The organism is Ruegeria sp. AM2 (assembly GCF_056540685.1).
Genome location: NZ_JBQFXE010000001.1, coordinates 685,107 through 708,441, shown reverse-complemented (window position 1 = coordinate 708,441; position 23,335 = coordinate 685,107). Strand labels below are relative to the sequence as shown.

The 23,335-nt window shown below is 56.9% G+C and carries 22 protein-coding genes and 2 tRNA genes; 11 read left to right on the top strand and 13 right to left on the bottom strand.

Annotated elements, in window-relative coordinates:
• Positions 1-16: 16 nt before the first annotated feature.
• Positions 17-901, top strand: coding sequence for a cation diffusion facilitator family transporter (locus tag ACR0CR_RS03585; RefSeq protein ID WP_480596796.1), 885 nt, complete (start codon positions 17-19; stop codon positions 899-901).
• 145 nt (positions 902-1,046) lie between these two features.
• On the opposite strand, the gene ACR0CR_RS03580 is transcribed toward ACR0CR_RS03585, so the two are convergent.
• The 8 genes from ACR0CR_RS03580 to ACR0CR_RS03545 form a co-directional block, all read right to left on the bottom strand.
• Entirely contained in the window at positions 1,047-1,448 is a 402-nt protein-coding gene (locus ACR0CR_RS03580; protein ID WP_480597520.1) for a GFA family protein, read from the bottom strand.
• A gap of 361 nt (positions 1,449-1,809) precedes the next feature.
• On the bottom strand, positions 1,810-2,223 hold the full coding sequence (locus ACR0CR_RS03575) for a DUF4145 domain-containing protein (protein ID WP_480597519.1): 414 nt from the start codon (positions 2,221-2,223) through the stop codon (positions 1,810-1,812).
• 651 nt (positions 2,224-2,874) lie between these two features.
• Positions 2,875-2,949 (bottom strand) — tRNA-Glu (locus ACR0CR_RS03570).
• 23 nt (positions 2,950-2,972) lie between these two features.
• Positions 2,973-3,047 (bottom strand) — tRNA-Glu (locus ACR0CR_RS03565).
• 109 nt (positions 3,048-3,156) lie between these two features.
• Positions 3,157-4,899, bottom strand: a complete 1,743-nt coding sequence (recJ, locus tag ACR0CR_RS03560) for a single-stranded-DNA-specific exonuclease RecJ (RefSeq protein WP_480596793.1) — start codon at positions 4,897-4,899, stop codon at positions 3,157-3,159.
• Between the two features lie 91 nt (positions 4,900-4,990).
• The gene (gene glpX / locus ACR0CR_RS03555; protein WP_480596791.1) at positions 4,991-5,974 is read right to left on the bottom strand and encodes a class II fructose-bisphosphatase; all 984 of its coding nucleotides are present in this window, start codon (positions 5,972-5,974) and stop codon (positions 4,991-4,993) included.
• A 71-nt stretch (positions 5,975-6,045) separates the two neighbouring features.
• On the bottom strand, positions 6,046-7,332 hold the full coding sequence (locus ACR0CR_RS03550) for a homoserine dehydrogenase (RefSeq protein WP_480596789.1): 1,287 nt from the start codon (positions 7,330-7,332) through the stop codon (positions 6,046-6,048).
• A gap of 137 nt (positions 7,333-7,469) precedes the next feature.
• Complete coding sequence (locus tag ACR0CR_RS03545; protein ID WP_480596787.1) at positions 7,470-7,718, bottom strand: hypothetical protein; 249 nt, start codon at positions 7,716-7,718, stop codon at positions 7,470-7,472.
• A gap of 100 nt (positions 7,719-7,818) precedes the next feature.
• Between ACR0CR_RS03545 and ACR0CR_RS03540 the strand changes: the two genes are divergently transcribed.
• Complete coding sequence (locus ACR0CR_RS03540; protein ID WP_480596785.1) at positions 7,819-8,406, top strand: TetR/AcrR family transcriptional regulator; 588 nt, start codon at positions 7,819-7,821, stop codon at positions 8,404-8,406.
• Between the two features lie 14 nt (positions 8,407-8,420).
• Here the strand turns inward: ACR0CR_RS03540 and ACR0CR_RS03535 are convergent, their stop codons facing one another.
• Complete coding sequence (locus ACR0CR_RS03535; RefSeq protein WP_480596784.1) at positions 8,421-9,332, bottom strand: pirin family protein; 912 nt, start codon at positions 9,330-9,332, stop codon at positions 8,421-8,423.
• A 151-nt stretch (positions 9,333-9,483) separates the two neighbouring features.
• Between ACR0CR_RS03535 and ACR0CR_RS03530 the strand changes: the two genes are divergently transcribed.
• Positions 9,484-9,954 carry a hypothetical protein gene (locus ACR0CR_RS03530; protein ID WP_480596782.1) on the top strand — a complete coding sequence of 157 codons (471 nt, stop codon included), beginning with the start codon at positions 9,484-9,486 and terminating at the stop codon, positions 9,952-9,954.
• Between the two features lies 1 nt (position 9,955).
• On the opposite strand, the gene ACR0CR_RS03525 is transcribed toward ACR0CR_RS03530, so the two are convergent.
• The 3 genes from ACR0CR_RS03525 to ACR0CR_RS03515 are packed head-to-tail and all read right to left on the bottom strand — an operon-like array spanning position 9,956 to position 12,696.
• Positions 9,956-10,513, bottom strand: a complete 558-nt coding sequence (locus ACR0CR_RS03525) for a TadE/TadG family type IV pilus assembly protein (RefSeq protein ID WP_480596779.1) — start codon at positions 10,511-10,513, stop codon at positions 9,956-9,958.
• A 3-nt stretch (positions 10,514-10,516) separates the two neighbouring features.
• Positions 10,517-10,993, bottom strand: coding sequence for a TadE/TadG family type IV pilus assembly protein (locus ACR0CR_RS03520; protein WP_480596777.1), 477 nt, complete (start codon positions 10,991-10,993; stop codon positions 10,517-10,519).
• A 53-nt stretch (positions 10,994-11,046) separates the two neighbouring features.
• Complete coding sequence (locus ACR0CR_RS03515) at positions 11,047-12,696, bottom strand: Tad domain-containing protein (RefSeq protein WP_480596775.1); 1,650 nt, start codon at positions 12,694-12,696, stop codon at positions 11,047-11,049.
• 330 nt (positions 12,697-13,026) lie between these two features.
• Here ACR0CR_RS03515 and ACR0CR_RS03510 point away from each other — a divergent pair, with 330 nt between their 5' ends.
• From ACR0CR_RS03510 to rpoD, 4 genes are all read left to right on the top strand, one after another.
• Positions 13,027-14,457, top strand: coding sequence for a Glu/Leu/Phe/Val family dehydrogenase (locus ACR0CR_RS03510; RefSeq protein ID WP_480596774.1), 1,431 nt, complete (start codon positions 13,027-13,029; stop codon positions 14,455-14,457).
• Positions 14,458-14,751: 294 nt separating this feature from the next.
• Positions 14,752-15,087: a hypothetical protein gene (locus tag ACR0CR_RS03505; RefSeq protein WP_480596773.1), complete on the top strand. Its 336-nt coding sequence runs from the start codon at positions 14,752-14,754 to the stop codon at positions 15,085-15,087.
• Between the two features lies 1 nt (position 15,088).
• Positions 15,089-17,038: a DNA primase gene (gene dnaG, locus ACR0CR_RS03500; protein ID WP_480596771.1), complete on the top strand. Its 1,950-nt coding sequence runs from the start codon at positions 15,089-15,091 to the stop codon at positions 17,036-17,038.
• A gap of 114 nt (positions 17,039-17,152) precedes the next feature.
• Entirely contained in the window at positions 17,153-19,141 is a 1,989-nt protein-coding gene (rpoD, locus tag ACR0CR_RS03495) for an RNA polymerase sigma factor RpoD (protein ID WP_480596770.1), read from the top strand.
• 175 nt (positions 19,142-19,316) lie between these two features.
• On the opposite strand, the gene ACR0CR_RS03490 is transcribed toward rpoD, so the two are convergent.
• The gene (locus ACR0CR_RS03490) at positions 19,317-20,339 is read right to left on the bottom strand and encodes a helix-turn-helix domain-containing protein (protein WP_480596769.1); all 1,023 of its coding nucleotides are present in this window, start codon (positions 20,337-20,339) and stop codon (positions 19,317-19,319) included.
• Between the two features lie 480 nt (positions 20,340-20,819).
• Between ACR0CR_RS03490 and ACR0CR_RS03485 the strand changes: the two genes are divergently transcribed.
• From ACR0CR_RS03485 to ribD, 4 genes are all read left to right on the top strand, one after another.
• Positions 20,820-21,215 (top strand): hypothetical protein, encoded by a 396-nt coding sequence (locus ACR0CR_RS03485; protein ID WP_480596767.1) that lies wholly within the window; start codon positions 20,820-20,822, stop codon positions 21,213-21,215.
• 17 nt (positions 21,216-21,232) lie between these two features.
• A complete protein-coding gene (locus ACR0CR_RS03480) occupies positions 21,233-21,646 on the top strand; it encodes a secondary thiamine-phosphate synthase enzyme YjbQ (RefSeq protein WP_480596766.1) in 414 nt (137 codons plus the stop codon).
• A gap of 121 nt (positions 21,647-21,767) precedes the next feature.
• The gene (gene nrdR / locus ACR0CR_RS03475) at positions 21,768-22,238 is read left to right on the top strand and encodes a transcriptional regulator NrdR (protein WP_170792101.1); all 471 of its coding nucleotides are present in this window, start codon (positions 21,768-21,770) and stop codon (positions 22,236-22,238) included.
• Positions 22,239-22,258: 20 nt separating this feature from the next.
• Positions 22,259-23,335 (top strand): bifunctional diaminohydroxyphosphoribosylaminopyrimidine deaminase/5-amino-6-(5-phosphoribosylamino)uracil reductase RibD, encoded by a 1,077-nt coding sequence (gene ribD / locus ACR0CR_RS03470; RefSeq protein WP_480597517.1) that lies wholly within the window; start codon positions 22,259-22,261, stop codon positions 23,333-23,335.

Sequence of the window (23,335 nt, the reverse complement as noted above, 5' to 3'; positions counted from 1 at the left end):
CGGGGGTAAGGGCCAAATGACGCAAAAGCTTGCCTTTTGGTCCATCCCGGTTGCAATCGCGATCCTGCTTCTCAAGCTGTTGGCCTGGCGCGTGACCGGATCGGTTGCGTTGTTCTCGGACGCCATGGAATCGATCGTGAATGTCGTCGCGGCGGTTCTGGCGTTCTTTGCTGTGCGCGTTGGCAGCAAACCCCCGGACCGTGGACACCCATTTGGTCACAAAAAGGCCGAGTACCTTTCGGCCGTCGTTGAGGGCGTTCTGATTGTCCTTGCAGCCCTTTTGATCATGAGAGAAGCGATAGGGGCATTGAACACACCGCGCCTTGAGGAAACGCCGTTTATGGGGATTGCCATCAACATTGTGGCAGCCGGACTGAATGGCGCGTGGGCCTTTATGTTGTTGAAGATCGGGCAAAGAGACGGATCGCCGGCTTTGCAAGCAAGCGCACGACATATCTTTTCCGATGTCATGACCTCGGTCGGGGTGGTCGTTGGTTTGACGCTTGCGTGGTCGACAGGGTGGTTTGTCCTTGATCCGCTGCTCGCCATTCTTGTTGCGCTCAATATTCTGTGGGAAGGGTGGAAGGTCATTCGAACTTCGGTGGACGGGCTTATGGACGCCAGTCTTTCGGATCAGGATTTGCGGTCCATCACCCGCGTCATCCAAACCCATCTTGGTAGCGCGCTCGAATTCCACGACCTCAGAGGGCGCAGGTCAGCGAATATTGTCTTCGCCGAGTTTCATCTTGTCGTCGATGGAACAATGTCCGTATCCGCGGCCCACAATATCTGCGACGATATCGAAAGGGCTCTGGATCAGCTGTTTCCCGGATCAGTCTTCGTCATCCATCTTGAACCGGACTCCGAGATGAAGGGCGCGGGCGGCAAAATCAATCGATAGCGGGAATTGAAAGGCGACTGCGCCAATCGCGCTTATGGTCGGCCGAAATCCTTCCGGTGGTGCCCCGATGATCAGAAATGCCGCATCGGTGCCCAGCATCCATTACCTACATCGAATTGGTTTGCCAGCGTTGCAGGGCGGGTTATCAGCCGTGGCGTTTGATGAGGCCCTTCAACAGGTGAACTGTGAACCTGATCTGACTGGGAAGATAACCACTGGATTTTGGCAGGTCGTCCTCGGCGTCTCTGACCCGGTGATTGTAAAAGATGTGGAACGCGGGCGAAGGAAGGTCGTCGCGCTCGACTATGCGGGCCGTTGGAACGAGCATGAGTTTTGGAAACAGCGGCATGTTCAGCTTTTCTAGTGCAGGGTTGCAGCAATTCGCGCATCTGCCGCGCTGAACAATGGGGGGTTGTTTCAGGACGTCATAAGTAATCTCACCACACTCGGTTTGATCGACATCCGCAGCCCGAAACAGCAAAACATCGCCGTACTCTGCATCGTTGAATTTCTGACAGATCGTGCAATGACAGATCGCCCTGAACATCGGACGGGCCGTTGTCCTGAACTGCACCTGGCCGCAGCTGCATCGTCCGCTGGTCCCTGTCATGTGCCGCCCTTCTTCTTTGGTTTCATAGATGTCGAAACAGTGCAGTTTCTGAGGTATTTTTCAACGCTTACGGCACGTTCGCGCGAAACAAACGTGCGAATAGGGGGATCACAACGTTCCGATCGCGAACTTGACCAAAGATAAGACAGCACCGAACACAGCGGGTCGATCACATGATTTTGCTGACGAAATGGTAGCCCGTAGGGAGCACGCGGAGTAGTATTTATTTCAAACACTTACGATGGCTAATCAGTGCCCTTATGTGTCTAAAGATGAAAGAACAAATCTGTTGTAGCGGCTAACCGTTAGGTGTTTTTTTTGCGTCTCGACGTTCTATTGCTTCGCGCTTGTTGTCAGGAATCATGTCATACACTGATTGAATATGCTTGGGTTCCGAGATCATTTTTTCAACAATCAAGTTCATTAATCGAAATAGCATCTCGGCGGTGTTTCGGTCGGCTCGAAGGTCAATCTGACCCGGATGAACTGCTTCGTTTCCGATTACTCTAACAGCGTCTAATGCTTGTTGGACACGTGTATCCAACCCCTTTGAAACTAAAGAGGCTATGTCAGTATCTATGTGTTTTCCGGGTTCCCCGAGGTGTTTGCATAACTTTTGAAGCGCGAGCCTCAAGAGTGCCGCAGCGCCTCGCGGCGAAGCATCTAGTATCAATGCTGCTTCGTCGTAATCCTCTCGAACATCTGATGGCATATCTGAGCTAGCGTACGGAGCTAGTGTCGCTGCAGGAATCGTCAACTTGTGACCGTTCCATACCGCAACGTTGAGGCAGCGGGTGCACTGTGAAAAATTGACGTGGTTTACAGGTGATCCGCTAAGAGCAGTGTTAGTATAGATCCGTACTCTACCTAAAGCGTGCTCGCTATTCGATAGCGCACTTTTGTGAGCAGCTAATTGTTCGCTGGAAATCCGTCTTCCACAACCGATGAACCAATTTTGTTGCGCAAAGGCTCGACAGTATGGGCATGAAAAAGCTGTCTCGAATACTTCTGGTATGGACATATCGAATCCCGTCAATTTTCTTTGACAGCAGTTATCGTCCTGAATGGGCTCAGTAACAAGGCGCGGACTTACACAAGAAATTGGCAGTTGATATGTACGGGCGAACCAGATTTACAGCGCAAAGCATTGCACGCGACGGCATTTGGTTGGACAATAGGACCCGGTGGTAACCTTGTGAGGCATGACACGGAGGATTAGACGTGTAAGAGGCTTACACCTCGGGTAAATGGCCGAAGCAGCTATCCTGCGTCTCGATTGCTCTTCCAGCAACCAAAAACAAGCATAAGCAATAAACGAAGCGTAAGAACGCTACACGGAAAGAAACTGGTTTTAAAAGAAAAATGGTAGCCCGTAGGGGAATCGAACCCCTCTTTCCAGGTTGAAAACCTGGCGTCCTAACCGATAGACGAACGGGCCATTTGGGGCCGATCAAGCACAAGTGGTAGCCCGTAGGGGAATCGAACCCCTCTTTCCAGGTTGAAAACCTGGCGTCCTAACCGATAGACGAACGGGCCACGCTGGCTTGTGGAGGGCCTTTTACGGTTTACCTTCCCCCCCCGCAAGCCGAAAAATGCAAGGTCATACAACTTTTTTGGACGCCCACAAGTGGGCTTCTGGACGGCGTCAATTCGCCTCTGCGGCGTCCTCCAGCCTGAGTTGAACGCTCTGGCGACCGCCCCAGGAATTTACTTCCAGTCGACCGGCAAAGTGAAACCGAGCGCCGCCGTGATTGGACAGGCGTTCACCGAGGGGTCCTTCGAATGCGCCAAAGGCAATCGCATCTAATCCGCCCGACAAACCATCGGACAAAGACAGTTTCAAATGCGTCTCACCAACCCGTTTGGCAAAGCGCACCTGGAGGTCGGGCAGGGCATAGCGCGGCGCGGGTGCGCCGGCACCAAAAGGCCCCGCCTGTTCAATCTGTTCGATCAAATCGACCGAAGCCGCCGTTGGCATCAGTGCTCCGTCCAATTTTAGGTCGGCGGGACCAGCCTGTCCTGCGCCCTGCTTTGCCAGCAATTCCGAAAGGCGTTCCATGGCGGCTTCAAGCTGATCACGCATAACGGTCAGACCAGCCGCCATCTTGTGGCCGCCGCCTTTGACCAGCAGCCCCTCTACCGCCAACCGCTGGATCGAAGCGCCCAAATCGACACCAGACACGGAACGACCCGAGCCCTTGCCCTCATTACCGTCGAACCCGATGACAATGGCGGGTCGGTTCGCCGCCTCCTTCAGCCGGGAGGCGACGATGCCGACGACACCGGGATGCCAGCCCTCATCAGCCGCCCAAACCAGCGGAGCGTCCAATCCGCGTTCCTCGGCCTGCGCCATGGCCGCCGCGCGGACGGCGTTTTCGATCTCGCGTCGTTCTGTATTGAGCGCATCGAGACGTTCGGACAGTGCTTGGGCTTCGGTCACCGAGTCCGTGCTCAGCAACCGCGCGCCCAGATCGGCTTGCCCGATGCGTCCACCTGCATTCACGCGTGGACCAAGAAGGAACCCCAGATGATAGCTGCTGGGCGCGGTATCCATCCTTGCCACGTCTGACAGTGCGACCAGACCGGGTCGTTGTCTTTGTGCCATGACCTTGAGCCCTTGCCGCACCAGCGCCCGGTTGGCTTCAATCAGCGGCGCGACATCCGCGACGGTGGCAAGGGCGACCAGATCAAGCAAAGACATAAGGTCCGGACCCTTTGCGCCTGCCTCACGCAGTTGTCGGCCGGCCTCGACCAGCATCAGGAAAACAACACCTGCGGCGCAGAGATACCCAAGGTCGCCGCTCTCGTCCTGTCGGTTCGGATTCACGACCGCGACGCAATCGGGTAGGGTCTCACCGCCAAGGTGGTGATCCAGAACAATGACATCTGCGCCCTTGGCCGCGGCGATCGGCTCGTGACTCAGGGTGCCGCAATCGACGCAAATAATCAGATCATGCGCCGCCGCCAATTCCTGCATCGCAGGGACATTCGGCCCATAGCCCTCGTCGATGCGGTCCGGCACGTAGAGCGTCGCCGAAAGGCCCATCTGGCGCAACCACACCAGCAGCAAAGCCGCCGAACTGCCGCCATCAACATCGTAATCCGCAAACACCGCAATTCTCTGTTGGTTGCGCACGGCAAGCAGGAACCGCGTCGCGGCCTTTTCCATGTCTTTCAACACGCGTGGATCGGGCAGCAATTCCTTGAGTTTAGGGTCCAGAAAGCCCCGCGCCTCCATCGGCGGCACACCGCGACGCGCCAGAACCTGACACACGGCCTGCGGTAGATCCGATTGTTGCACCAGCATCTCGGTCGCACGCTCGACCTCTGCGGCTGGTCCCAACCACCGGCGTCCGGTCAGGGATTTCTCGACTCCCAAAAATGCCACGTCTCACCTCATGAACCAAGGCCGAGCCCAAAGGGACCCGGCCTTTTCATCGCTTCAAAAATATGCGCGCCGTAGGCCGCGGCGCAAGCCACTATGCCTCGGTATGCGACCACATCGGCGTGCGGTAAGACATACGGCGAACCGAGCCCGTCTTGGACCGCATCAGCAGCGTCGTAGTCTCGACCCAGCCCGGTTCCCGCTTGATGCGCGGCAACAAAGACCCGCCGGTCACGCCAGTGGCAGCAAAGATCACATCTGCGGTCACCATTTCGTCCCGCGCATAAACGCGATCCAGATCGGTGATGCCCGCCTTGGCGGCGCGGCCCCGTTCGTCATCGTTGCGGAAGAGAAGGCGGCCAAAGATTTGCCCGCCCATGCACTTCAATGCGGCAGCGGCCAGAACACCCTCGGGTGCGCCACCTTGACCCATATACATGTCGATGCCGGTCACTTCGCTTTCGGCGCAGTGCATGACACCCGCCACGTCACCATCTGTGATCAGGCGGATCGATGCGCCGGTTTCACGAACCTCGGCAATCATTGCTTCATGCCGAGGGCGTTCCAGGATGCAGACGGTGATGTCGGCTGGTTCACAGTTCTTGGCCTTGGCCAGAGCCTCAACACGTTCGCGTGGCGTCATATCCAGATTGACGACGCCGTCCGGGTAACCAGGACCAACGGCGAGTTTGTCCATGTAAACATCGGGCGCATGCAGCATCGAGCCTCGCGGACCCATAGCAATCACCGTCAGCGCATTAGGCATATCCTTGGCGGTCAGAGTGGTGCCTTCCAGCGGGTCAAGCGCAATGTCCACGCCAGGGCCATTCCCGGTGCCGACCTCCTCGCCGATAAAGAGCATCGGCGCTTCATCGCGTTCCCCTTCACCAATGACAACGACACCTTCGATGTCCAGCAGGTTCAACTGTTCGCGCATCGCGTTGACGGCGGCTTGGTCGGCGGCCTTTTCGTCGCCGCGCCCTACCAGAGAGGCCGAAGCCAACGCGGCCTGTTCCGCCACGCGGGCGAGGCCCAGAGACAACAAACGGTCATTGAAATCGGTCTTGGCTGCGTTCATGTCCCGTAATCCTTTGGTCAGTGTATTCGTTTTAACCGGCATAGCCCGTGCATTGCATAGGCCGCAAGGGGTCAGACCTGCTCAATGCGCAGGGCCACTGGTTCTCCGGCCACCACATCCGTTGCACGCAGGCCGTCCAACGCGTGATCCAGCGTCATGCGCGTCGTTTTATGTGTAACGATCAGAACCGGGGCTGTGCTTTCCGAATGCCCGTATTGGCGCATCCGGTCAATCGACACGCCCGCGTCACCCAAAATGGCGGCCACTTTGGCCAGCGCACCGGGTTTGTCCAAAAGACCCAGTCGCAGGTAATAGGGTGCGGGCAGGCCGGTTACGGCGGGTTTGGCATCTTCCAAAGATGTCGCCGGACGGCCAAAAGTCGGAATCTGCAACCCGCGCGCCAGATCGCACACATCGCCCATCACTGCGCTGGCGGTTGGCCCTTCGCCTGCGCCGGGTCCGCGCAAAACGATCTGATCGACCGAGTCTCCATCCAGTACAACCATGTTGGTGCCGCCCTCAAGCTGACCGAGCGGCGAGTCGAAGGGCACCAAACAGGGTTGCATCCGCTGCTCTAACCCGCGCGCAGTACGCTGCGCGACACCAAGCAGTTTGATGCGATACCCCATGTCCGCTGCCTGATTGATATCGTCCAGACTGATTTGTTGAATGCCTTCGATTTCAATGCCGTCGAAATTCGGTTTGGTGCCAAATGCGATCGAGGACAGCAGCGCCAGCTTATGCGCTGCGTCGATGCCGCCCACGTCCAGGTTGGGGTCGGCCTCAAGATACCCCAGTTGTGCGCATTCCTCGAACAGCGCGTTGTAACCGAGTTCCTGCGACTGCATTCTTGTCAGGATGTAATTGCACGTCCCGTTCATGACGCCCATCACACGAGTGATCTCGTTCCCGGCCAATCCTTCGGTCAGAGATTTGATCACCGGGATACCGCCCGCTACGGCTGCTTCAAATCGGATCACGCGGCCCATAGACTCGGCCCTTTCGGCCAGGTCCTGCCCGTGGATCGCCAGCAATGCTTTGTTCGCTGTGACGACATCCTTTCCGCTGGCCAATGCAGCCTCGACCGAGGCTTTGGCAGGGCCGTTTTCGCCACCCATCAGTTCGACAAAAACGTCCACATCATCGCGTTTGGCCAGAGCGACCGGGTCGGTTTCCCACGCATAGTCCGATAGCGACACACCACGATCCTTGCTCGCATCCCGTGCCGAGACGGCGGTGATTTCGATCGGACGACCCGTGCGCGCCTGCAACAATTCAGCGTGGCGGCGGACGATCTTCACGACACCCACGCCAACGGTTCCCAAACCTGCAATTCCAAGCCGCAGCGCCTGTGTCATCCCGTGGGGTCCTTTCCGCTCGAATGTGCTGCGTGCAGCACCGTGTCCTTCGTCGGCTGCCTTAGCGGGTTCGGCTGAGGGGTGCAATCCGAGTCGGCCCACTGATCACGCGAACGGTAAGGAATAGTGGCTAAACCTCAGTTTGTTTCTGCGTTTTGCAGCGCTTCGGCCCGTTTTGTCAGTGCTTCGGCACGCGCGGTCAGGTCTTCTTCGACCTCTACGGCTTCACTGATCGGATCTATCGGCGCGCCCAGCGTTTCATCCAGCGGGATCAGGCGCGGGTAGGGCGCTTTGCGCAGGGCCGTATTTTCGCTGCCTTCAAGTTCCGGGATGTCAGTACAACCGGCACAGGCAATCAGCAAGGCAATCAGGGGCAGCGGTTTCATCGAACATCTTTCCGTCGAGCTATGGTTATCCGTGATGCACCTTTTGGGTTCTGCGATCAAGCGGGGTTCTATCTGAACATTTGTTCAGATACTGTTAGGCATGGCGCGTACACAAGGTTCCCATTCCGATATCACCGGCCCCCGCATCCGCAAAGCGGCGCTGAGCCTTTTCGCCCGGCATGGCTATGCGGCAGTTTCCATGCGGCAGATCGCAAAGGACGTCGGCGTGCAAGCCGGGGCGCTTTATAACTACACGCCGGACAAGCAAAGCCTGCTGTTTCACCTGATGCGTGAACACATGCAGGACCTGATGGCAGCCTATGGCACGCTTGAAACGCAAAGCGAAGCCGAGGCAGCGCTACGCCAGTTCGTCAGCTTTCACATCCGGTTTCATCTGGAACGCCCGGATGAGGTGTTCATCGCCTACATGGAGTTGCGCAATCTCACTCCCGAGAACTTCACCGAGATCGAAGCCCTTCGCCGCCGCTATGAGGACGCGTTGGAAACGATCCTGCGAAGTGGTCAGCAAAGCGGGCAGTTCTCGGTGAGCGACACAAAAATTACCACGCTTGCTGTCATTGCCATGTTGAATGGCGTGATGACCTGGTACCGCGCGGGTGGGCGATTGTCGCTGGACGAGGTTGAACACGTTTACTGGGATATGGTGCGCAAGACCGTCTCGGGTTGACGTGCGCACAAAGGTCAGTGCGCTGGTTGGATGAAAGTACCGTTGCGAAGTTCGCGGAATGCCTGCTGCAATTCCGCCTGGGTGTTCATCACGATCGGGCCGTGCCACGCCACAGGCTCGTTGATCGGCGCGCCTGAAATCAACAGAAACCGAACGCCCTCGGGGCCTGCCTGAACCGTGACTTCATCCCCGGTGCCAAACCGGACCAGCGTCCGATCCCCGGACATGTCGCGGATGTTAACCTCTTGCCCTGCAACCTCTTTCTCCAGCAGCACACCGGTTGGGCGCGAGGCATCCGCAAAGGCAGCCTGACCCTGAAAGACATAGGCAAAGGCCCGTCGATACGTGTCGATGCGAAAGGTCTTTTTGACGCCAGCCGGGATATGAATGGCCAGATATTGCGGATCGGCAGCAATTCCGTCAACGGGGCCGGTTTTCCCCCAGAACTCACCGACGATGACGCGTACGGTGGTGCCGTCATCGTCTATGATCTCGGGTATTTCAGTGCTTTGTACGTCCTGATAACGCGGCGCGGTCATCTTTTGCGCAGCTGGCAGATTACCCCACAGCTGGAACCCGTGCATCTGGCCGCTGGCCGCACCTTTTGGCATCTCCTGATGCAGAATGCCGGACCCGGCAGTCATCCACTGCACATCACCTGCGCCCAGGGTTCCGCTATTTCCCAGCGAGTCGCTGTGATCCACGGTGCCGGACAGCACATAGGTGATCGTTTCAATTCCTCGATGCGGGTGCCAGGGAAAACCCGCCTGATAATCCTCGGGGCGCTCATTACGGAAATCATCAAACAGCAGGAACGGGTCCAACTCGGACGGATCCTGGAACCCGAAGGCCCGATGCAGTTTCACTCCGGCACCTTCCATCGTTGGAACGGCTTTACGTGTTTCCAATGTGGGTCTGAGCGACATTGCGACCTCCTGATTGCTTGTTCGCAACTTAACCCCGGCTGCAGTGGGATCAATTCGCGCCTAGACACGGGGTCTGTGCAGTCATGCTCAGACACCCTTGTTCATGCCCTTGTGTTGCAGATAAGACGGGTGGAACAGGCAGGAGAATGACATGCAGGACGACGTCTTGGCCACGGTAAGGGCCTCATCCCCAAGACGATGGATGGGAGTCGGCATGCTGGTCATCGTCGGCGCGTTGGTGATTTATGTGGCACTGGCATCGCCACCGGAGCCCGAGTGGCAGATATTCCTGATGATTGTCGGGGCAGGGGCCTTTTGGTTGTCGCATCGGATGTGGACTGCAACCGAAGACGCCATCGAACTGACCCAATCCGAGCTGCGCACGCGTTCGGGGAAAGTAATCTGCAAAGTTGAAGATATTGAAGGCGTGGATCGCGGCGTGTTTGCGTTCAAACCGTCCAACGGATTTTTGGTTCGCACAAAACAATCTCAGGCCAATTCCTGGGCACCAGGCCTGTGGTGGCGCTTTGGTCGCAGGATCGGCGTCGGCGGCATGACGGCCGCCGCCGAAACCAAATTCATGTCCGAAATGCTATCGGCGATGTTGGCTGAAAGAGGATAAATCAGACGTTCGACGCAACTTCGTTGGTGAAACGTGGGCGAGTGAAAACAAAGTTTTCGAATGTCACTGCGTCAGGCAGGCCTGCACGGAACACCGGTTCGTAGGTGTTTGACGTTTCCACAATGATCAAAGTGTCCCGATCAGGCATCGGCGGCAGTCTGTCCCTGAGATCCCCGATATTATCATCAGTCCATTCGTTTTCAAACCCGCGCACGGTCGACCATTGGACAAAGTGACGATCTTGATCGCCGTCGTAGACAATGACGGTCAGTCGCATTCTGACCAATGATGTGTTCTGCACCATTCGTGTCAAAAGCGTCTGCAACGAATCGACATAAGTACTCGTGATCGTTTTCGTCTCGCGCGAGACAAGGTCGCTGATGGTATAGGCGGCTTTCAGACTGGACGCGCTTTGACGAAACCCTTCAAAGTAGGTGAACGTCATCATCATCGTGTAAAGCAGCATCGGCAAAATCAGAATTGCGTCCACAGACAGGCTGCCCCGTTCACTGCGTTTGAATCCTTTAAGTCGGTTCAGGGGGCTTGAGAGCAGTTTCATGACTTAGCTGGGCTCCTGAACAAAGGCGGTCGTGGACGTCAGGGCATACTGGCCCGTATCGTCAACCAGTGCCTGACCGATGACAGATGATGGGAACACGGGATCAATTCGTGCGCAGGCGCGCAGGATCATCAGTTCATTTTCCAAACCGTTGCGGAATTCACGAACCGGCTTCACCTCTTCCGAATTGTCCGTGCAGTCGGGCGTCACGGGCAGCACAACTCCGACAAACGCATCCTGACGGATCATTTCAAGCTGCAGGTTGTCGCCGCACCGTTTGATGAAATTGGCGCGCAGGCAAATTGCGTCCTTGATATCATCATGCTGCGGATTTGTGCCCGTTCCCAGACGGATTTCCCTTACGGTCAGATCGACGGCGCGTTCAAGCATTGCCTGCTGGATCGACACAAGGGCCAATTCGATTCCCGCCAGGAACAGAAACAAAAATCCGCATATCAGCAGGCAAAACTCGACGGTCACGCTGCCTCTTTCTGAGCGTCGGAAAACGCGCAGCCTTGGGAACAACCTTCGGATCATTGCGTCAGCCTCAGTTTGCGGATCGAGGACGCGATCGAGACAAAGGCTTTGTTCAGATCCAGGCCATCAGGCGCGTTCTTGTCAACGTTGTACAGATGGCTGTCGGAACTCGCGCAGTTCTTGAGAACCGTATAGCCTTCTGGCGGCGCTTCGAACGCGATGCCGTAAACAATGACGCCTTTGTTTTTGGCGGCTGTGCACGCGGCGTTCGTCCGCAAATTCTTGGTGTACGTGCCAACGGTCGAGTAACTGTTGGTAAACCAACGGGACCAGTAGTTGGACTGCCAGCCGTAGTTGTAGTACGCGTTCCACTTCAGAGAGGCCTGATTGAACAACTGAGGATAGGTCAGGCGCACCGCTGTTCCCGGTTGGTTGTTAAAGGCATTTTCGTCCGGAGGGTTGCCGTAGGGGTAGTCGCCCCACTGGTTCCGGCTCTGCCAGTAGTATCTGTTATAGTAATGCGAATACACTGAGTATTCATCAGCTTCAGGGTTGTACCAAACATCCGAGTCGCCCTGACGAAGCGACGGGTCCAGGAACGCCTGGCTGGTGTTTTTGCCGTCCGTCATGACGATCACAACTTTCAACGTGTCAGCGTCGTAATCCAGCGGGCGATTGTCAAAATCCGACGGAACGATCTTGGCCGGGGCGTAGTTGGGGTCGGTTTCTTTTGACAGATCTTCGACAACGCTGCGCATGCTGGGGTCAAGCAGCGCCATCCCCCACTTCATACCGATGTCGATCGAGGTGTTTCCGCCGGGAGTCAAAAGCGCAATCTCGTCCGAGAGCTTGTCAAAATTGTCTGTCAGAGGTGTGATGCCGCTGCCCGCACGCACAGGGCATTCGGGCAGGCGCAGCGAACCCTCGGCATAGTACCAGCGGTCAAAATGCGCCGTCCTACTCAACGCGGTCGACCGGGCCAGTTGCGTGCTTCCAAATTGGCTGCTGGTGAAATTGACGCAGTGAGAATAGGCGTGTTCGGTGGATACGTTCGGGAACTTGCTGAGAATGGAATTGCCCGCGCTCACCTGTGTCGCGTAGGGGATCAGCGAGATCGAAACCTTGTTGTCGCCGTCCTTGTTGAGCATCATTTCAACAAACTCGGTCGCGGATTCACGAAGAACTGCGATCTTTGACTTTCCGTCGGTGGCGGACGGGTCGCTCATCGATCCTGAGATATCCAGAACCAAGGAAATCTCGACCGATCCAATGGCTTCTTCGGCCTCGCTGGTCGCATTTGCGGCGATATCGGCAATTCCGAACCAGTAGATAAAGTGCATCGGCACGACAGCGCTGGCTTCAGCGTATACTTTCCGCGATCCGAACGCGTCGGTGACCTGAACTTTTTTGAGGTATTCTTTGAGTCCGGCCTTTTCCAGGTAGGATTCAACCACTTCCTGAGGTGGTTCCTTTTGGTCCAGGTCCGCCGCAGCCAGCACAGCCCGGTCCAGTGTGGACTGCAGATTGGCACGGTTCCTTTCAAACTTCATGATGTCCGAGCCCATGCCGAAAATGGCCATGAACATCAAAAATCCGATCAGTACGAAAATCGTGAACGAGCCTTCCTCGCCCTTCGCAAAGCGCGTGATTGGGGATAGCTTGTTCTTTGGCAAATAACCGCCAACAACTTGAGAGTATTTTTTCATTTCGAGGACTCCGCTGAGCAGACCGAGTAAAGCCGCCGTGGAAAAAAACTTTGAATAAAGATTAATTTTCAAACGTGGCGGGAATTGGGCGAAATGGGCGTGGTTTCGGCCTGTTTGCTCGGATTTCGGCGATAATTGCGCTGAGATTCGTCTATCTGTCGTTGCTTCGAAAACAATAGGCGACGATGCGTGCTGGGGCGCGACTCAGTCTGCGCCGGCAACGCGATGTTCATATTTTGATGAAAAAAAGTGCACTTGGAGATTGCGGCGCGACGAAAGCGGTGCGACAAAAAGTCATGGCGTTAGTCAGATATCGACACGGAGGATTGTATGACCGGTATTAAAGAACCCAGCTTTCGCGAGAGTGTTGATCTGATGTTCAACAGGGCTGCGTCCCTGATGGATTTGCCTCCGGGTCTGGAAGAGAAGATCCGCGTTTGCAACGCCACCTACACGGTTCGGTTCGGTGTGCGACTGCGCGGACAAATTCATACGTTTACCGGATATCGTTCGGTTCACTCCGAGCATATGGAGCCGGTAAAGGGCGGTATTCGCTATGCCTTGGCCGTGAATCAGGACGAGGTTGAAGCTCTGGCCGCGCTGATGACCTATAAATGCGCGTTGGTCGAGGCGCCCTTTGGCGGATCCAAAGGGGGCCTGTGCATTGATCCCCGGCAATACGAAGAACACGAGATGGAACAGATCACCCGGCGGTTTGCTTATGAACTGGCCAAGCGCGATCTGATCAACCCGTCGCAGAACGTACCCGCCCCAGACATGGGCACGGGCGAACGTGAGATGGCGTGGATGGCCGACCAATATGCGCGCATGAACACGACCGACATCAATGCGCGCGCCTGTGTGACCGGCAAACCGCTGAACGCGGGCGGTATCGCGGGCCGGGTCGAGGCAACGGGACGCGGCGTTCAATACGCGCTGCGCGAGTTCTTCCGCAATCCCGAGGATGTGAAGAAAGCCGGACTGTCCGGCAAGCTGGACGGCAAACGTGTCATCGTGCAGGGGCTGGGCAATGTGGGGTATCACGCCGCAAAATTCCTCAGCGAAGAGGACGGCGCACGTGTGGTTGGGATCATCGAATGGGACGGCGCGCTGTTCAATCCGGACGGAATCGATGTCGAAGCCGTGCGCCAATGGATCGTCAAACGGGGTGGCGTCAAAGATTATCCGGACGCGACGCACACGGCCGAGGGCGCAACCGTTCTCGAGGAAGAATGCGATATTCTGATCCCCGCTGCGCTGGAAGGTGTGATCAACCTGTCGAATGCAGAACGGATCAAAGCGCCTCTGATCATCGAAGCTGCGAATGGGCCGGTGACCGCTGGTGCGGACGAAATCCTGCGCAAAAAGGGCACGGTGATCATTCCGGACATGTACGCCAACGCCGGTGGTGTGACCGTTTCGTATTTTGAGTGGGTCAAAAACCTGAGCCATATCCGCTTTGGCCGCATGCAGCGCCGCCAGGAAGAGGCGCGACACGAGCTGATCGTCAGCGAACTTGAACGGTTGGACCGTTATCTAGGCGATGCGTGGTCCATGTCGCCGGACTTTAAGGCCAAGTATCTCAAAGGCGCGGATGAGTTGGAGCTGGTGCGTTCGGGTTTGGATGACACGATGCGGATTGCCTATCAGGCCATGAGCGAGGTGTGGCACAATCGGGCCGATGTCGACGATCTGCGCACCGCCGCTTACATCGTAGCGATTGACCGGGTGTCGAAAAGCTATCGGGCCAAAGGCCTTTGACATAAGCGACCTTCTATTGCTGGTCGGCCCGCGCGATTGTGTGGGCCGACTTTGTTACGCGGCACGGCTTGCATCGGTCAAACTCTGATCCACTCAGGTCGATCGCGATGGCTTGGCCCGTACGCTTATCGCCAACATAACGGCCTCGGTTTTGCGGGATTGAGAGGACGTTCTTGAGACCACGGCGGACGGGTCAATGGCCGAAACTTTGGTGAACGATCCGAAATGGGCAATGGCAGGCGTTGCGCCGCACGGGTAAGCTCGGAAGAACTCAACTGATTCCGGAGCTGCACCATGTTACGCCCCTTGCTCGCAATTTGCCTTCTTACGACGCCTGCTTTTGCCCAAGAATCCAAAGAGGAAAGCTGTGGCTATCAGGCCGATGTGGTTCGGGCGATTCAGCAGGCGCGACTTGACCGGGTCAAGGAAGCCGACGTTGCCGGGGCGATTGCTTCGAGCAACCCCAACTGGCCGTCCAACTACAGCGCAGCGATTCCGCAGCTGACGTCTTGGGTCTACGAACAAAAACGCCGCGACCTGCGAAAGAAAGACTTCGGAGGCATCCTATATCAGCAATGCGTGGACAACTGGGATCAGATTCAGGCGCTGAAAAACGGCCTCAACAACTGATATGTCCCTGCCGCCTGGATTCCTTGATGAACTGCGCACTCGCCTCAGCCTGTCTCAGGTCGTGGGCCGTAAAGTCATGTGGGATCAGCGAAAGTCCAATCAGGGCAAGGGCGACATGTGGGCGCCGTGCCCGTTTCATCATGAAAAGACGGCTTCGTTCCACGTCGATGACCAAAAGGGATTCTACTACTGTTTCGGCTGTCACGCCAAAGGCGACGCGATCAGCTTTGTGAAGGAGACCGAGAATGTCTCGTTCATTGAAGCGGTCGAGATTCTGGCGCGCGAGGCCGGGATGCCGATGCCCGCGCGTGATCCGAAGGCGCAGGAGAAGCAGGACCGCCGCTCACAACTGGCCGAGGTGATGGAGCAGGCGGTTCAGTTCTTTCGCCTGCAACTCAAGACCGGGGCAGGGGCGGCCGCGCGCGACTACCTGACCCGCCGAGGTTTGGACACGCAGGCGCTGGATCGGTGGGAAATCGGGTTCGCTCCGGACGGCTGGCAGGGGTTGTGGGATCATCTGACGGGCAAGAACGTGGCCGAGGATTTGATCCTTGGCGCAGGGCTGGCCAAGCCGTCGAACAAAGGCAAAAAACCCTATGACACGTTTCGCAATCGGATCATGTATCCGATCCGCGATCCGCGCGGGCGTTGTATTGCGTTTGGCGGTCGGGCGATGGATCCGAACGACAACGCCAAATATCTGAACTCGCCCGAAACTGAGCTTTTCGACAAAGGCCGAAGCCTCTATAACCACGGCCCCGCCCGTCAGGCGGCGGGAAAAGGGCAACCTCTGATCGTGGCCGAGGGCTATATGGATGTGATTGCTCTGGCCGAGGCTGGATTTGGCGCGTCGGTCGCGCCGTTGGGGACGGCGATCACCGAACATCAGCTGCAGCTGCTTTGGCGGATTTCCGATGAGCCGATCATCGCGCTGGATGGCGACACAGCGGGTCTGCGCGCGGCGATGCGTGCGGTTGATTTGGCCTTGCCGCTGCTGGAGGCGGGCAAGTCCCTGCGCTTTGCGCTGATGCCCGAAGGCAAGGACCCGGACGACCTGCTGCGTGCCGAAGGACCGGGGGCATTGCAGGCGGTGCTGGAAGGCGCGATCCCGATGGTCAAACTGCTCTGGCAGCGAGAGACCGACGGAAAGGTCTTCGACAGCCCCGAACGCAAGGCGGCTCTGGACAAGTCATTGCGTGAGAAGATCAAGCTGATCCGCGACCCCTCGATCCGGTCTCACTACGGTCAGGAAATTAAGGACCTGCGCTGGCAATTGTTTCGGCCGCAAAGACAATCGCCAAGCCGCCAATGGCAACCGCGCGGCAAATGGTCGGCACAGCCACAACCGGCGTCGCCCGGCGCGCGGGCGTCCTTTCTGGCCTCGTCCGAGAACGCGGATATTCAACTGCGAGAGTCAGCAATTCTGGCAATTGCCATTCTAAATCCGCAGGTTGTGGTGCAATTTGAACACCAATTGGAGGAGATGGACTGCCATGACCGTGACCACGCGGCAATGCGCGAAGTGATCCTGCGGCATGCGATTGACGACCCTGAGAACCTAAAAGACCACATCGTGCAATCTTTGGGGGCCGAGCCCCTTGAAAACCTTCTGGCCCTTCGCCATGTGGCAGTGATCCCCTGTGTGCACAAACCAGGCGACGTTGAAAAGGCGCAGATGACTCTGGCCGAAGAACTCGCAAAGATCAAAGCGCTCCAGGGGTTGGACGCCGAGATTGCCGAAGCCGCAGAGGAATTGTCTGATCTGGCCGATGAGGCGCTGACATATCGGCTGGCGCAAGCTGCCGAAGAACGCAACCGCACAAGCCGCAGCCAGAACGAGGACAAGGCCGTTTTTGACATCGCCGACAATGGCGCGCGAATCAACCGCGACGAGAAAGACGCGTTCAAGGCAATCATGTCCGGTATCAATTTCGAACGAAAACGCCGGTAAACTGGTGTTTTCGTAAGGCACTGGAAAAGAAAAACGGGTAAACGGGTGGCCGAATCACTTCTACGCGCTAATGATTCGGACCTAACGAATCACCCATCCCTGCAGGAGCATTGAATGGCCGCCAAGGATACGAACGAAGACCGCAAATCCGACGAGCAGGAACAGGAAATCTCGCTGGACATGAGTCAGGCCCAGGTCAAGAAGATGATCGCCGAGGCCCGCGAGAAAGGTTACATAACCTACGATCAGCTCAATCAGGTTCTGCCGCCTGATCAAGTCAGCTCGGAACAGATCGAAGACGTGATGTCGATGCTGTCCGAGATGGGCATCAACATCATCGAAGATGAAGAAGCCGAAGAAGAAGAGAACAAGGGCTCGACAGAGCTGACCACGACGGACAGCAACCGCGAGGTGACGCTGGCCGGTGCGCAAACCGAAAAACTGGATCGCACGGACGATCCTGTTCGCATGTATCTGCGCGAAATGGGCAGCGTTGAATTGCTGAGCCGCGAAGGCGAGATTGCCATCGCCAAGCGCATTGAGGCCGGTCGGAACACCATGATCCTGGGTTTGTGCGAAAGCCCGCTGACCTTCCAGGCGATCACCATTTGGCATGATGAATTGCTGTCCGAAGACATCCTCTTGCGCGACGTCATTGATCTGGAAACCACGTTTGGCAACCAGATGGATGAGGATGGCGACGTACAGGAACCGGTGGTGGACACCTCGGCCGTTCAGGCTGCCAAACCGGCCAAGGACGAAGGACCGGAACTGGACGCTGACGGCAACCCGATTGCCACCGATGACGACGATGACGACGACGATCAGGCCAACATGTCGCTGGCCGCGATGGAAGCGGCCCTGAAGGACCAGGTGCTGACCACGTTGGAGCGTATCTCGTCTGACTTCGCGATGTTGTCAGAAATGCAAGACAGCCGGATTTCAGCGACCTTGAACGAGGATGGATCGTTCAGCGAAAAGGACGAAGAAACCTATCAGAAACTGCGCGCCGAAATCGTTGAACTGGTGAATGGCCTCCACCTGCACAACAACCGGATCGAAGCTTTGATCGACCAGCTTTACGGCATCAACCGCCGCATCATGTCGCTGGATAGCGCGATGGTGAAACTGGCCGACCAGGCCCGCATCAACCGCCGCGAATTCATCGACGCTTATCGTGGCCGTGAACTGGACCCGAACTGGCTGTCCGAGATGGCCGAAAGGCCGGGTCGGGGTTGGCAGATGTTCATCGAACGCTCGACCGACAAGGTCGAGGAACTGCGCAGCGACATGGCGCAGGTCGGTCAGTATATCGGTTTGGATATCCCTGAATTCCGCCGCATCGTGCAGCAGGTTCAAAAGGGTGAGAAAGAGGCGCGGCAAGCCAAGAAGGAAATGGTCGAGGCCAACCTGCGTCTGGTTATCTCAATCGCCAAAAAGTACACGAACCGTGGCCTGCAATTCCTTGATCTTATTCAGGAAGGTAACATCGGCCTGATGAAGGCGGTGGACAAGTTCGAATACCGCCGTGGATACAAGTTTTCGACCTATGCAACCTGGTGGATCCGTCAGGCGATCACGCGTTCCATCGCGGATCAGGCGCGGACCATCCGTATCCCGGTGCATATGATCGAGACGATCAACAAACTGGTCCGGACCGGCCGCCAGATGTTGCATGAAATCGGACGCGAGCCGACGCCGGAAGAACTGGCCGAAAAGCTGCAGATGCCGCTTGAGAAGGTCCGCAAGGTGATGAAAATCGCCAAGGAACCGATCAGCCTTGAGACACCGATTGGTGACGAGGAAGACAGCCAACTTGGCGATTTCATCGAGGACAAGAATGCCGTGCTGCCGCTGGACAGCGCCATTCAGGAAAACCTCAAGGAAACCACCACGCGGGTTCTGGCGTCACTGACGCCGCGCGAGGAACGGGTTTTGCGGATGCGCTTTGGCATTGGCATGAACACCGATCACACGTTGGAAGAGGTCGGCCAGCAGTTCAGCGTAACGCGTGAACGTATCCGTCAGATCGAAGCGAAGGCGCTGCGAAAGCTCAAACATCCCAGCCGGTCGCGAAAACTGCGGTCCTTCCTGGATCAGTAAGCAAAGGGCGCCGTCGAGGCGCCCTTTTTTCTGGCGAACCGTTCACGATGGCAGGTCGTCAGATCAAATTGGCGGGAACTCGAAAGTTGGGCAGCACCGGGCTTTCTATATGCGGGGTGTCCACTCATGGGACAGGCCGGGGCGAGGTGGTAACACCGATGACCCCCGGCCACTGTCAGCCCGGTGAAATTGGATGGTCCACGCGTTTGCGAAAGCTGCTTGGCGCTTGTCCGGTCCAGCGTTTGAATGCGGTTGAAAACGCAGCTTGATCGGCATAGCCCAGCGAAAATGCAATCTCGGACAGGTTCATGCCGTTTTTGATAAAGGTCTGCGCCAGATCGCAGCGCAGATCATCGACGATTTCCCGATAGCTGGTACCCTCGTCTGACAATCTGCGCGCAAGTGTACGGGGGCTGAGTCCAAGGCTTGATGCGACCTCATCCACTTGAATAATGCCTCCGGGCATGGATTGCGTGATCATCCCCTCAACTTGCCCGCGCGTTTGTCGCTTGGGTGAACACCTCTCAGCCAGAAGACGTTCGCCGTATTCCAGAAGATGCGCACGCAGGCTCGGGTCATAAGTCGGCACTGGCAGGTCCAGAGATGGCATCGACAAAATGATCTCAAGTCGCTCGGCACCAAACTCGACGGGAAAGCCTCCAATTTTTTGGTACCCGACTGCGTTTTGCCCGACTTCGTGTTGAAACCGCATTTGTATCGGTTTTAGGTTCACCCGCGTCAAGGCACGCAATCGCGCCACGCCGGCAAATAGCAGAAACTCGGTTCTGCGATGATAGCGAGAGAATGTCGGGTCCTTCCAGTCCGCTTCGACATAGGCTGCGTTTCCCGTGACACGCAAATTGAAGGCCAGCGCCGGGTCAATCATTCCATGAAACCGCACCGTGTTTTCCAGCACCTGCCTGAGGTCCCGCGAATACTTGCTGATATATGCTGTGACGTTATTGGAAGACCGGAACTGCAATCCGGTGCGTGCGGCAAACGTGATATCTCGGACCGCATCACAGGCGTGGCGCACAACCTGGGCCTCTTGATGAGCGCTGCAGCGGGTGGCTGGTGGGGCAACATCCGACCGTTTGAGCCCGCTGGTGTGCAACACCCGGTCCACAGAAGCGGGATCGCCCGTCTCTTGTTCTAGCACTTTCGTCAGCAGTTGAACCCGTGCGATATCGACGTCCATGCCCCCTGTCACCGGGTTCACTGTCGTGAAATCTGACCCGGCACCCTTTCCATGTCGGTAAAAATCTATACATGCCAATACCTGTCATGCATATGTTTTTAGCTCTGGATGTCAGAATTTCGCAAAAATTTGGCTGAAAATCGCATTTCACCAGACAAAGCGATGCCCAAATGAAGGACTGTGTCGGGTCAGCGCCTTCATGGGGATGAGGTTAGAGCCTGCAACGACGCGGTCCACCAAGCCGCACACAAGGTTCCCCGACACACATTTCCCTTTTCAACAAGATAACGCATCACCGATTTCGTTGAGTATTTTGCGCGGACGCTTCCCGAATGGCGAATAGCCGAATTCCAACAGGCTCAACCCGATCCCACGCGTTCACAACTTTCTATCCGTCGTCTGAATAGATTGTGAAGCTCTCTGTATCTGCAAGTCGGTTACACTACCTGTAGGTTCGAGCAAAACAGGATGATGTTAACGATGAAACAGATTATCTCATATACACTTGCCGCCATGGTGCTGCTGAATGTCCCCGCTGCCGTGGCCGCGGCACGAAACGGCTTTCAGACCGAGCCCATCAACAACACTGAGTTTGAAGTAATCCCACGTGCGCGCCGTGACGTCGACGGCTATTGGTGCGCCGCTGCAGATTTTGCGCGCAGGACTTTGGGCGCTGGATGGCAGCAACCTATTTACGTTGTACGCGGCTATGGTCCCAGCGTCACGACCGGGCGTACAACAGCTGTGCAATTCTCGCTCGCAGCGCCAGCGAATGCGCAGCAGAATATGGGAATTTCGGTTGGATTTACCGCAGGACAAAGTAGAACAGTGCAGAGCGCAAATGGCCTGTGCAATCGGCGTCAGGTCTTTAACTGATCAAGGACGACTAGATATTGCAGACCGAATTTGTTGTCTCAACGCATGGCGCCGGGCTATATGAATTCACCTCCAATGTCCAAAGGTGGCTCAGCCCGGTTTCCGACGATGGTCTGTTGACACTGTTTGTACGGCATACCTCTTGTTCTTTGATGATACAGGAGAACGCCGATCCTGAGGTTCAGACCGACTTACGCGCTTTCTTCGATCGCCTCGTTCCGCCATCCGATCATCCCACGATGTCATATCTGCGCCATACCTACGAAGGTCCGGACGATATGCCTGCCCACATCAAGGCGGCGATGCTGCCGGTATCACTATCGATCCCTGTCTTTGGCGGAAGGCTTGCTCTGGGAACGTGGCAGGGGGTCTACCTGTTCGAACACCGGGTCGCGCCGAACAGCCGCAAAGTTGCGGCGCATTTTTCATGACCCCTTATATTTAGGGGTGGAAAATTCCGACTACCCAAACTCTAGCGGCTGTCCTATAGTTGTGGATAAGTAAGCCCGAGCGCTTACAAAAAGAGGTAAGCTAGGGACGAGGAGACGGCGGATGCGCTGCCCGTTTTGCGGAAATATCGACACTCAGGTCAAGGATTCACGCCCGGCAGAGGATCACGTCGCGATCCGCAGGCGCAGGTTCTGCCCCGCTTGCGGCGGCCGTTTTACCACCTACGAACGGGTACAGCTTCGTGATCTGGTGGTGATCAAGACCAATGGCAAGCGCGAGGATTTTGACCGCGATAAGTTGGAGCGCTCAATCCGTATCTCAATGCAGAAGCGCCCAATCGAACCGGACCGGATCGATCAAATGATCTCGGGCATTGTGCGTCGCTTGGAAAGCATGGGTGAGACGGACATTCCGTCCAACAAAATCGGTGAAATCGTCATGGAGGCGCTGGCCCGGATTGACACGGTTGCATATGTTCGCTTTGCAAGTGTCTACAAGAATTTCCAGGCGGCCGATGATTTCGAGGAATTCGTCCACGAACTGCGCCCGCCGCAGCCCTCGACGGATGAGTGAGCGACATAGATAACAGGTACATGGCGCTGGCCCTTTCGCTGGGTCGGCGCGGCCAAGGGCGATGCTGGCCGAACCCTTCTGTCGGGTGCGTTATTGTGCGCGAAGGGCGGATCGTCGGTCGCGGCTGGACGCAGCCCGGAGGGCGCCCGCATGCGGAAGCCGAGGCGTTGGTGCAGGCAGGGGCCGCAGCCAAGGGCGCGACCGCGTATGTCTCGCTGGAACCATGTGCCCATCATGGCAGAACACCGCCTTGTGCGCAGGCACTGATCGATGCCGGCGTGTCTCGGGTCGTATCAGCGTTAGAGGACAGTGATCCACGGGTTGCGGGTCAGGGGTTCGAAATGCTGCGGGAGGCGGGGATCGAAGTCACCAATGGGGTTCTGGCGGATCAAGCCGCGCGCGACCATGCGGGATTTTTTCTGAAAACGGAGCAAAGTCGACCCTTTGTGACCCTGAAACTGGCCAGCAGTTTCGATGGTCGGATTGCCACAGAAACCGGCCACAGCCAATGGATCACAGGTCCCGAATCTCGGCGCGCTGTTCACGCGATGCGAGCGCGGCATGATGCGGTGATGGTCGGGGCAGGTACGGCGCGGGCCGATGATCCGTCGCTTACTGTGCGCGACCTTGGGGTCGCGCATCAGCCCGTCCGGATCGTGGTCTCGCGTCATTTGGACCTGCCGCTGCTTGGGCAACTCGCGCGGACGGCGTCAGAAGTTCCGGTATGGCTGTGCCACGGTCCGAGCCCAGACGCCGAACGAGTCCGCGCGTGGGAAGGCCTTGGGGCCAAACTGATCACCTGCGCCCTGCAGGATCACCAGATTGACGCCGCCGATCTGCTACAGCAGCTGGGGCAGGCGGGTCTGACGCGGGTGTTCTGCGAAGGCGGCGCTGCTTTGGCGTCGTCTTTACTGCAAGCTGATCTGGTGGATGAGTTGGTCGGGTTCACCGCCGGATTGGCCATAGGTGCCGAAGGATTGTCGGCAATCGGGTCGTTGGGCCTTGAGACGCTCACCGATGCGCCTCGGTTCGATCTGATTGAAGCGCAAGATATCGGTGGCGATATCCTGCATCGCTGGGGCCGGTCATCCCGCTGA

Bases quoted from the DNA above. Each gene is read 5' to 3' on its own strand.
- ACR0CR_RS03585 (WP_480596796.1), top strand. From the start codon at position 17: ATGACGCAAAAGCTTGCCTTTTGGTCCATCCCGGTTGCAATCGCGATC.
- ACR0CR_RS03580 (WP_480597520.1), bottom strand. From the start codon at position 1,448: ATGTTCAGGGCGATCTGTCATTGCACGATCTGTCAGAAATTCAACGAT.
- ACR0CR_RS03575 (WP_480597519.1), bottom strand. From the start codon at position 2,223: ATGCCATCAGATGTTCGAGAGGATTACGACGAAGCAGCATTGATACTA.
- glpX (WP_480596791.1), bottom strand. From the start codon at position 5,974: ATGAACGCAGCCAAGACCGATTTCAATGACCGTTTGTTGTCTCTGGGC.
- ACR0CR_RS03550 (WP_480596789.1), bottom strand. From the start codon at position 7,332: ATGACACAGGCGCTGCGGCTTGGAATTGCAGGTTTGGGAACCGTTGGC.
- ACR0CR_RS03545 (WP_480596787.1), bottom strand. From the start codon at position 7,718: ATGAAACCGCTGCCCCTGATTGCCTTGCTGATTGCCTGTGCCGGTTGT.
- ACR0CR_RS03540 (WP_480596785.1), top strand. From the start codon at position 7,819: ATGGCGCGTACACAAGGTTCCCATTCCGATATCACCGGCCCCCGCATC.
- ACR0CR_RS03535 (WP_480596784.1), bottom strand. From the start codon at position 9,332: ATGTCGCTCAGACCCACATTGGAAACACGTAAAGCCGTTCCAACGATG.
- ACR0CR_RS03530 (WP_480596782.1), top strand. From the start codon at position 9,484: ATGCAGGACGACGTCTTGGCCACGGTAAGGGCCTCATCCCCAAGACGA.
- ACR0CR_RS03525 (WP_480596779.1), bottom strand. From the start codon at position 10,513: ATGAAACTGCTCTCAAGCCCCCTGAACCGACTTAAAGGATTCAAACGC.
- ACR0CR_RS03515 (WP_480596775.1), bottom strand. From the start codon at position 12,696: ATGAAAAAATACTCTCAAGTTGTTGGCGGTTATTTGCCAAAGAACAAG.
- ACR0CR_RS03510 (WP_480596774.1), top strand. From the start codon at position 13,027: ATGACCGGTATTAAAGAACCCAGCTTTCGCGAGAGTGTTGATCTGATG.
- ACR0CR_RS03505 (WP_480596773.1), top strand. From the start codon at position 14,752: ATGTTACGCCCCTTGCTCGCAATTTGCCTTCTTACGACGCCTGCTTTT.
- dnaG (WP_480596771.1), top strand. From the start codon at position 15,089: ATGTCCCTGCCGCCTGGATTCCTTGATGAACTGCGCACTCGCCTCAGC.
- rpoD (WP_480596770.1), top strand. From the start codon at position 17,153: ATGGCCGCCAAGGATACGAACGAAGACCGCAAATCCGACGAGCAGGAA.
- ACR0CR_RS03490 (WP_480596769.1), bottom strand. From the start codon at position 20,339: ATGGACGTCGATATCGCACGGGTTCAACTGCTGACGAAAGTGCTAGAA.
- ACR0CR_RS03485 (WP_480596767.1), top strand. From the start codon at position 20,820: ATGAAACAGATTATCTCATATACACTTGCCGCCATGGTGCTGCTGAAT.
- nrdR (WP_170792101.1), top strand. From the start codon at position 21,768: ATGCGCTGCCCGTTTTGCGGAAATATCGACACTCAGGTCAAGGATTCA.
- ribD (WP_480597517.1), top strand. From the start codon at position 22,259: ATGGCGCTGGCCCTTTCGCTGGGTCGGCGCGGCCAAGGGCGATGCTGG.